Genomic DNA, 9,836 nt, shown 5'->3' with positions numbered 1-9,836 from the left:
GCTACAGGCCGTGCGACAAGTCCAGCGACAGCGCCAAAACCCGTGTAGCAGCTGCCAAGCTCCGGCGAGGCTGCGTTCGGCGGCGCAGCCGTCGCGAGATCGGTTAACGCGGTGAATCTGGAAGATTGCGTGCACAGCGTTTGCGACCGCTGCGCCGCCGGACGCAGCCTCGCTATAGCTCGGCAGCTGCTACAGGTCGTGCGACAAGTCCAGCGACAGCGCCAAACCCGTGTAGCAGCTGCCAAGCCCCGGCGAGGCTGCGTTCGGCGGCGCAGCCGTCGCGAGATCGGCCAACGCGGTGAATCTGGAAGATTGCGTGCACAGCGTTTGCGACGGCTGCGCCGCCGGACGCAGCCTCGCTAAAGCTCGGCAGCTGCTACAGGCGTGCGGCATGCCCAGCGCCATGCCGGGCGACAACGCCAAAAGTGGCGGCGAAATGGGGAATGGGGGTGGGTTATTTGCCCCGGTTGATTAACTGAATGTTTCAACGCATTGAAAAATAAAACAATTATTTATGGCATGCGGATTGCTTCAGCGCTTTTGTCGAGAATTATTCCTGTGAGCACCCTCAGCGAGGCCCGTGATCATGAGCGGCACATTCCAAGCTTCGTCCTTGTTCAAAATGCTGCTGTTGCTGGGGGCGGTGCTCGGCATCGAACTGGCCGAGGCGGCGGCGCGTTGCGAGCGCAATTTGGTGGCCAACGTCGTGGCGTTCGATCAGCCGCTGATGTTCAACCGCCTCGGCGCGCAGAATGCCAACGGCATGATGTTCGCCTTGCGCCGCGACGTGGTCGATGACCATGACCGTTCGCTGGCCCAGGGCGGTTCGGCGGTGCCGGGCAAAGTCTCGCTGCGTCCCGACAAGCGCCCCCGGCCACTGGTGCTGCGTGTCGCCGCCGGTGACTGCCTGACCATCAACCTGCAGAACCTGCTGGCGTATCAGGCCAACCCGAACAAACACTTCGACGATGACGACGAGGGTGAAGAAGAGGGTGAAGTCGAGAACGAAAACGAGGGCGGCGGCAACGGCAACGCAGAGGATTTCAAGGTCGATGAGCAAGTGGCCGACCGTCACATCGGTTTCCAGGTCAACGGTCTGCAAGCGGTCAACAGCATCGATGACATTGCCTCCTACACCGGGCGCAATGCCAACACCCTGATCGCCCCCGGCGCGACTCGCTCGTACACCTTGTACGCCGAGCGCGAAGGCGCGTTCGATGTCAGCAGTCGCGGCGCAACGTTCGGCGGCGAAGGTGCCGCAGGCAACAACGCCAATGGCCTGTTTGCCCAAGTGGTGGTGGTGCCGAAGGGCGGCCGCACCTACCGCAACACCCTCACCGAAGAAGAAATGCGCCTGGCCAGCAGCGGCCGCACGCCGACCGGCCAACCAATCGTCGATTATCAGGCGCGTTACCCGCAGCGCGAGCCGTGGGTGCGTGAAGGCAAGGCGGGTACACCGATCATCAACATGGTCGATGGCAGCGAAATCATCTCCAGCGAAAGCGATGCGATTGTCATGGGCAGCAACGCCGATGGCAGTTTCCCGGCCTCGACCTATCCGCTGGAATCGATGGGCAAACGCAATCCGGCGCTGCCTAATCGGCTGGAACCGTTCCGCGATTTCGCCGCGCAATTCCAGGACGAAACCGCCGTGACCCAGGCCTTCCCGGCGTACTTCGCCGACCCGGTGATGGCTCACGTGCTGGAGCCGACTCGCGACTCGTTCATGATCAACTACGGCGCTGGCGGCATGGGCGCCGAGGTGTTGGCCAACCGCTTGGGCGTTGGGCCGATGCACGATTGCCTGTCGTGTGCCTACGAAGAATTCTTCCTCAGCTCGCACACCGTCGGCGACGTCGCGATGCTGGTCGACGTGCCGGCCAACGTCGGTCTGGAAAACATTCGTCCCGGTGAAACCCCGCGTGCCGATCAGATCGGGGTCAAAGCGACCATGGCGCTGTACCCGTCGGAGCCGTCCAACGTCAACCACAGCTACATCGGCGACTTCGTCAAATTCCGCAACACCCACAACGGATACGAACACCACATCTTCCACTTGCACGGCCACCAATGGCTGTTCAACCCCAATGACGACAACACCGATTACCTCGACGCTCAGGGCATCGGTCCGGGCGCCGGCTATACCTATGAAATCGCCAACGGTGGTTCGGGCAACCGCAACCGCGTCGCTGGCGATGCGATTTACCACTGCCACTTCTACCCGCACTTTGCCCAAGGCATGTGGGCCATGTGGCGGGTGCACGACGTGTTCGAGGAAGGCACCAAACTTGAGGTTTCGCAGCAAGGCGCCGACGGTTTCCACAACGAACCGTTTGCCCTGCGCAGCGGTAAACCGGCTGCCGGTGCACGCGCCTTGCCGGACGGTGAAATCGTCGCCGGTACGCCGATTCCGGCCATCGTGCCGCTGCCGGGCAAAGCCATGGCGCCAATGCCGGGCAAAGTCGCAATCGTGCCGAGAATCGGCGAAACCCTGGTCGCCGAAAATGACGACGATGACGATGATGACGACAGCGAGCATCAGGCCGGCGCGTCACAAGCCATTGGCTCGCTGGCCCTGGTGGACCGCAGCGAAGCCAACCGCAATGCCGACGGCAGCCTGAAAAACCCCGGTTATCCGTTCTGGATCGGCGGCATGGAAACCTCGGTCGGCCAACGTCCGCCAACTCCGCCACTGGACATGCTCGACGCCGCCACGGCGCAGGCACTCAAAACCAGCGGCAATGCTTTGTGGGCCAACCTCGACCCAGCGCAATCCGGTGGCTGGAACGGCGGACTGGGCCGGCATTCGCTCGACGGCGTATCTGCCGGCGGGCAGGCCAATACCATCACCACGTCGCTGGATTTCTCCAAGGAAGTGACCCGCGCCAAACCGCTGTATCTGCCGGAAGAAGGCACTGAAGTCGAACAAGCGGCGATGGCGTTCCATGCGAAAAAAGACCATCCGAGCTATGCCTTGCTGCCCGGTAACCAGATCGTCGCCAAGGCCTTCCGCACCAACGGCGCCTTGCCGATTGCCGGCGCGCCGTTTTACGAACCGTGCATGGACGATCGGCAAAAACGCCTGACCGCCAGCGCCGGCATCGGTGAGTTCAACAGCGGTGAGCGAGTGGACGGCATGTCCTTCACCGGTTCCTCGACGTTCACCGCCGACCGTCCGCGTGTTTACAAAGCGGCGAATATCCAGTTTGACGCGGTGTACAACAAGGTCGGTTATCACTTCCCGCAGGCGCGCATTCTGGCGCTGTGGGAAGACGCCTGGCCGGTGATCAACAAACAGCGTCCGCCAGAACCGCTGGTGATGCGCATGAACACCTTCGACTGCGTGCAATACCAGCAAACCAACCTGGTGCCGGCCACCTATGAGATGGACGATTACCAGGTGCGCACGCCGACCGACGTGATCGGCCAGCATATTCACCTGCCGAAATGGGACCTGGTGTCCGCCGATGGTTCGTCCAACGGCTGGAACTATGAAGACGGCGTGCTTTCCCCCGGCGCCGTGGTCGAACGTATCCATGCGATTCGCGAGTTCAACCAGTGCGCAGGCACCGATCCGCGCGACGGCACGCCGGCCTGTCCGAAAGCCAAGGCGCATCCGTTCTTCGGCCAATACGGCCGCGCCGACTGGCTCGGTGCGCGCACGGCGATGCAGCGCTGGTTTGTCGATCCGGTGGTCAACGCCAAAGGTGTCGACCGTGGTTTGGGGACCATTTTCACTCACGACCACTTAGGCCCATCGACCCATCAGCAAATTGGTCTGTACGCCACCGTGCTGGCTGAACCGGCCGGTTCGACCTGGTTCCACGCCGAAACCGGCGAGCCGTTGTACAGCGGCGCGCGGCAGGACGGCGGGCCGACTTCGTGGCAAGCGGTGATTTCCACCGGTGACCTTGATGGCGACGGCAAGAACGACAGCTTCCGTGAGTTCTTCCTCGAATACAGCGACTTCCAGCACGCCTATGAAGCAGGTGTGTACGTCGGCGCCGGGCCGAATGGCGTGCCCAATCCACAAGCGTTCCCGGCGACCGCCGACAGCTTCCGCTACGCGATCAACCCGCCGGTGCGTGACAACACCAGCACCTTGCTTGAAGCGGTGGTCGAAGTGCGCGGCGGGATCATGCCGGGCTGCCCGACCCGGCCATGCCCACAGGCGATCTCGGTCGATGACCCAGGCATGTTCGTGGTCAATTACCGCAACGAACCGCTGGCCCTGCGCGTGTACGACCCGAACAAGGTCGGCCCGGATGGCAAGCGCGGCATGCAGGCTGACGGCCTCGGCGGCGACCTCGCGTATGCCATGCAAAGCCGTACCGACCGGGCGATTCCAGCGATGAACCTGGCGCCGAACCTGATCACCGCAGCCACCGGCCCGACTGGCGGTACCACGCTGTTCCCGCCGCACGTCAACCGTGGCGGCGCCGAACCAGGCGATCCGTTCACGCCGATGCTGCGCACTTACACCGGCGACAACGTGCGGCTGCGGGTGCACGCCGGTGGTCACGAAGAAGAGCACAACGTGACTTTGCACGGAGTGAAATGGCTGCAAAGTGGCTCCGGCTACGGCAACAGCTCCAACTCCGGCTGGCGCGCCTCGCAAATGGTCGGGATCTCCGAGCAGATGGGCTTCATCGCCCCGGTTTCGATGCTCTCCAGTTCGGCGGCGACCACGGGTGATTATCTGTACTCGATGGACGCTTCAATCGAGGGTTACTGGAACGGTATCTGGGGCGTGATGCGCAACTACACCGCGCAACGCGCCGACCTGTTCGCGCTGCCGAACAACCCGAAACCGGCCGGCATGCGCAACACCGTGGCGTTCGATGGCAGCTGCCCACGGATCAGCGCCAACCCCAACGGCATCGGCACGCGGCCCACTGTGCAACGCAACTACGAGGTGGTGGCGGCGCTGGCCAACGACATCCTGAGCAATCCTCTGGGGCTGTCGATTGGTGACTCGGCGGGCATCGGCCAACATGTCGGCGGGCCGCTGAATCCGGCGGGCGGCACCCTGGTGTTCAACTCGCGGACGGTGAGTATTCCGCAGGTCACGGTGACTGATCCGGAGGACGGCGAAACCTTCACCATCGGTGGTCAAAGCGGGCCGCTGCATGATCCGACTGCGATCATGTATGTGCGCAAATCCGACCTCGACACGGTTACCGGCAAGCTCAAACCCGGCGTTCCGGTAGAGCCGCTGGTGCTGCGTGCGGCGGCGGGTGACTGCATCAACATCACCTTGGAAAACCGCCTGCCGAGCGTGATGCCGGACCTGGCGCAGACCGCGATCATGCAAGGCCTGGCCAAACGTGATCGCAACGATGGCCAAGGCTCGACCACCTTCAACAACAACCTGCTGCGGCCGTCCAGCCATGTCGGTCTGCACGCGCAATTGCTGGCGTACGACATCACTAAATCCGACGGCACCAACGTCGGCGCCAACCCGATCCAGACTGTGCCGCCAAGAGTCGGCAGCACTGGCGCGTACCCGACCCGTACTTACCAGTACTACGCCGGGCACCTGGAGCGCGAAGGCAAACCGATCACCCAACTGGGCCGCAGCGTCGACAACATCAACGCCACGGCGGTGGAATTCGGCGGGTTGAATTTCACCCCGGCCGACGTGATCAAGCAGCCGCAGAAAGGCCTCGGTGGGGCGATGAGCATCCTGCCGATCGGCGCCACGTGGGTCGATGACATCCGCAAAGTCTCGGCAACGGTGACGGCGGCGGGGCAGACCAGCTACCGCGACTTTGCGCTGGTCTGGCAGAAAGCCCTGAACATGCGTTGGGCCAATGGCCGGCCGGTGGAAGGCATCGCCTCGGAAGGCAACGGCGTGCCGAACGATCCGAAGGACAACGCGAGCATGGCCATCAACTACAAGGCTGAACCGATGTGGTTCCGTTTCGGCCTGGCGCCGGACGCTCCGTTCGGTCGCGCTGACGGTCATGGTTATGGCGACGTGCCGAACGCGCACATGGCTTACAGCAATGCGCTGGTCGGTGGCGATCCGCAGACGCCAGTGCTGTACGCGAAACCGGGGCAACCGTTCCGCCTGCACACGCTGATGCCGTCCGGTGGCAGCCGTGGTTCGACCTTCCAGCTCGACGGTCACCTGTGGTCGGTCAACCCGTACCTGTCGGAGAAGAGCGACACCGGTGGTTACCCGATGGGCACGCCGGGGGTCGGTTCGGTGCGGTTCGGCTACAACCCGATGTCGATGTACATCGGCGCCCGCGAAAGCCTGTTGCCAGCGGCGCATTTCAGCTCGATGCACCCGAGCGCCGGGGGCATCAATGCGATACCGGGTGATTACCTGTTCCGCGACAACGCCTCGTTCGGCAACACCGCCGGGCTCTGGGGTTTACTGCGGGTGACCAACGAACCCGAACCGGCGCCTGCGCCTGCGCCATAGGCAACGGCTCACCGCTGTTGTAGGAGCGAGGCTCGCCCGCGAAGGGCACGACGTGGGTTTTGAGGGTGTCGCGGCTGACGCCTTCGCGGGCGAGCCTCGCTCCTACAGGGTCAGCGCAAGGCACACATCTGAGGGGAGACGCGGGATGAACAGGACTATCAAATTGGCCGGGTGTGCGCTGGTGGTCGGGGTGGCGCTGATGTGGCTGGGTGTTTGGCGCACGGCGCCGGCGACGTTGCTCAGCGAGGTCGCGGTGCCCGACGCCTGGAGCAATCAAATGCTGCAGCGCGACGGCGTAGCGGTGCAATTCAAGGTGCAAGCGCTGGCCGCGGACGGCGTGCTGCGTGAAGGCGCGTTTGCCGACGTGCAGTTCCGCGTCACCGACAGCAATTCCGGACAGCCGCTGGCGGGGGTCAACCCCGGCGCCTGGGTCGACCCGGAAACCGTCGCCGCCGATCAGGCCCAGGGCCGTGAGCAAAGCTGCAAATCGCGGGTCGGGGTGTTCCTCAAATCAAGCATCGGCGCGCGGCCCTTGCTGGATCTCAACAGCTATTACCTGCTGGTGATGAGCCGCGACGCCAGCGTCTCGGTGGTCGACCCGTCGGTCTCGGTCGGCGGCATCACCAGCACCATGGCGCGGATCGAACTCAAGCAACCGCCGATGGATTGGGTCACGCCCAAGGACAACAAACGCGTGTTTGTCTCGATGCCGCTGGCCGGCGAAGTCGCGGTGATCGACAGCGAGCAATTCAAACTGCTCGACTCGGTCGCCGCCGGCAGCAACCCGGTGCGCCTCGCCTTGCAACCCGACGAGCGCCTGCTGTGGGTCGGCAACAACGCTAAAACCGCTGAAGAATCGGGCGTCAGCGTGATCGACAGCCGCAGCCTGAAAACCCTGAAACACATCGCCACCGGCGCCGGTCATCACGAAATCGCCTTCAGCAAGGACAGCCGCCACGCCTTCGTCACCAACCGCGACGACGGCACCCTGAGCATCATCGACATCGCCAGCCTGACCATCAGCCAACAACTGAAAACCGGCTCGCACCCGTTGTCCGTTGCTTACTCGGCGCTTTCGCAAGCGGTGTACGTCGCCGACGGCAAGGACGGCAGCGTCACCGTGGTCGACACCAACAGCCTCACGGTGCGCCGGGTGATCAAACTGAGCCAGGGCCTCGGCCCGATGGGGTTCAGCGCCGACGGCCGTTTCGGCGTGGTGCTCAATACTTTGGAGAGCCGCGCCGAAGTGATCGACGCGGCGAACAACGCGCTGATCCACAGCATTGATGTCTCAGCCGAGCCCTACCAAGTGGTGTTCACCAAGGCCTACGCCTACGTGCGCGGCCTGGCGTCAGCGAAAGTGACAATGATCAATCTGGCGTCGCTCGGCGAAGGTCGCGCGCCGATCAACCAGGCGTTCGAAGCCGGGCCGCAAGCGCCACGGCAGGCCGGCGATCTGCCGCTGGCGTCGAGCCTGGCGGTGTCGCGTGACGACAACGCGGTGTTCGTGGTCAACCCGGTGGACAACACCACCTATTTCTACGCCGAAGGCATGAACGCGCCGATGTCCGGTTACCCCAATCGCGGGCAAGTGGCGCGCGCGGCCATGGTCATCGACCGCAGCCTGCGCGAAGTCGAGCCGGGCCTCTACAGCGCGCGGATCAAACTGCCGGCGGCGGGGCGTTTCGATGTCGCGTTTCTGCTCAATCAGCCGAACATCATTCACTGCTTCAGCACTTTGGTGGAGCCGGACAAAAACCTCGCTCAGTTGCCCGGTGTGCCGAAAGTCGAATTCATGCTCGACACTTCTACGGCGACGTTGGGCAACCCTTACGTGGTGCGCTTTCGCATCGTCCAGGGCAAACAGAATGCGCAACGCAGCGGCGTCAAGGATGTGCACGTGCGCTACTTCCGCGCGCCGAGTTCACGGGCTCGCGAAGTGCCTGCGCTGGACGTCGGCAACGGCGTGTACGAAGCCCCGGTGACCCTCGGCCAGAGCGGCGCCTGGTACCTGCATGTGCGCGCGGCGTCGCTGGGCGCGAGTTTCGATGACAAGACCTTTGCCAGCGTTCGGGTATTGCCCGGCGATGCTCACTGAAGAGGAAACCGCCATGAATCGATTTGCCCATTACGGACTGTTGACGCGATCGCTCGTAACTCTATGCCTGCTGGTCGTCGGCATCGGCCATGCGCAGGCGCACTCGGCTGACGAACACGCCGGGCATAACGCGGCGGTAGCGGCGAAGAGTCAGGAAAGCGCCCAGGTCAAATTCGCCGACGTCGCGCTGGTTGACCAGCATGGCCAATCGGTACGCCTGGAAAAGGACTTGGTCAGCGACAAAATTGTCGTCATGAGCTTCATCTACACCAGTTGCACCACGGTGTGCCCGGTGGTCTCGTCGATCATGGGCAAGGTGCAAAAACAGCTCGGCGCACGGGTCGGCAAAGAGGTGCAACTGGTGTCGATCAGCATCGACCCGCAGCGCGACGACGCCAAACGCCTGAACGAGTACGCGCGCAGCTTCCAGAACGGTCCGGGCTGGAGCTGGCTGACCGGCACGCCGCAGTCGGTCAACGCCACGCTCAAGGGCCTCGGCACCTTCAGTGGCGACTTCAAAAGCCATGCGCCGCTGATCATGGTCGGCGATGGCAACAGCCGTCACTGGACGCGTTATTACGGTTTCACCGACCCGACAGTGTTGACCCGTGAAGTGGAAAAACTCAGCGGCGAGCGCAACGCCCACGCCAAACACACCGCCATTGCCATGGAGCATCAGCCATGAAAGCGCTCGTTTTGATCTTCCTGACGATGTGCTTTTGCATGGTCAGCTTTCTCGCGTTTTCCCACGAAGGGCACCAGCCACAGGCGCCGGCAGCGACTGCTGCGGCCCCCGCAGCCAACGTCGCAGCCGCAGCACCGGCAACCGGCACCCGCGATGCGAAAACCTGGTTTACCGACACGCCGTTGCTCGACCAGAACGGCAACTCCCTGCGCTTCTACAGCGATGCCTTGCAGAACCGCATCGTGCTGCTGAACGTGATTTTCACCAGTTGCAACGATGCCTGCCCGCTGATCACCCGCAAGCTCAAGGAAGTGCGCGAAGTGCTGGGCGACAAGGCCGATGGCATCACCTTTATCTCCCTTACCAGTGATCCGCTGCGGGACACCCCGGCGGTGCTCAAGGCTTACACCTTGAAGCAGGGCGTCGATGGGCCCCACTGGCTTTTTCTCACTGGCGACAAGGCACAAATGGATCTGGTATTGAGCCGCATTGGCCAGATCGTGCCGACGCCCGAACAGCATTCCACGCAACTGATCGTCGGTGACGTGGCCAACAAGCGCTGGAGCAAAATCCGCCCCGACGCGCCCGCCGCCGCGATTGCCCAGCGCTTGCAGTTGCTG

General features: G+C 63.3%; 4 protein-coding genes. All 4 read left to right on the top strand.

What is annotated here, in order from left to right; all coding sequences use genetic code 11:
• Positions 1 to 586: 586 nt before the first annotated feature.
• Complete coding sequence (gene mnxG, locus BI292_RS06130; RefSeq protein WP_101207312.1) at positions 587 to 6,433, top strand: manganese-oxidizing multicopper oxidase MnxG; 5,847 nt, start codon at positions 587 to 589, stop codon at positions 6,431 to 6,433.
• Positions 6,434 to 6,578: 145 nt separating this feature from the next.
• On the top strand, positions 6,579 to 8,531 hold the full coding sequence (locus BI292_RS06125) for a YncE family protein (RefSeq protein ID WP_101207311.1): 1,953 nt from the start codon (positions 6,579 to 6,581) through the stop codon (positions 8,529 to 8,531).
• 13 nt (positions 8,532 to 8,544) lie between these two features.
• On the top strand, positions 8,545 to 9,216 hold the full coding sequence (locus BI292_RS06120; protein ID WP_101207314.1) for an SCO family protein: 672 nt from the start codon (positions 8,545 to 8,547) through the stop codon (positions 9,214 to 9,216).
• Positions 9,213 to 9,836 (top strand): SCO family protein (locus BI292_RS06115; protein WP_101207310.1); only part of this gene is annotated, 624 nt, incomplete at its 3' end. The genes BI292_RS06120 and BI292_RS06115, both read left to right, overlap by 4 nt.

The organism is Pseudomonas sp. 43NM1 (genome assembly GCF_002836905.1).
Lineage (GTDB): Bacteria > Pseudomonadota > Gammaproteobacteria > Pseudomonadales > Pseudomonadaceae > Aquipseudomonas > Aquipseudomonas prosekii.
The sequence above is the reverse complement of the archived record's forward strand: the minus strand, read 5'-3'. Positions and strand labels throughout refer to the sequence as shown.

What these genes read in the sequence shown, in the direction of transcription:
- mnxG (WP_101207312.1), top strand. Translation starts at nt 587, where the DNA reads ATGAGCGGCACATTCCAAGCTTCGTCCTTGTTCAAAATGCTGCTGTTG.
- BI292_RS06125 (WP_101207311.1), top strand. Translation starts at nt 6,579, where the DNA reads ATGAACAGGACTATCAAATTGGCCGGGTGTGCGCTGGTGGTCGGGGTG.
- BI292_RS06120 (WP_101207314.1), top strand. Translation starts at nt 8,545, where the DNA reads ATGAATCGATTTGCCCATTACGGACTGTTGACGCGATCGCTCGTAACT.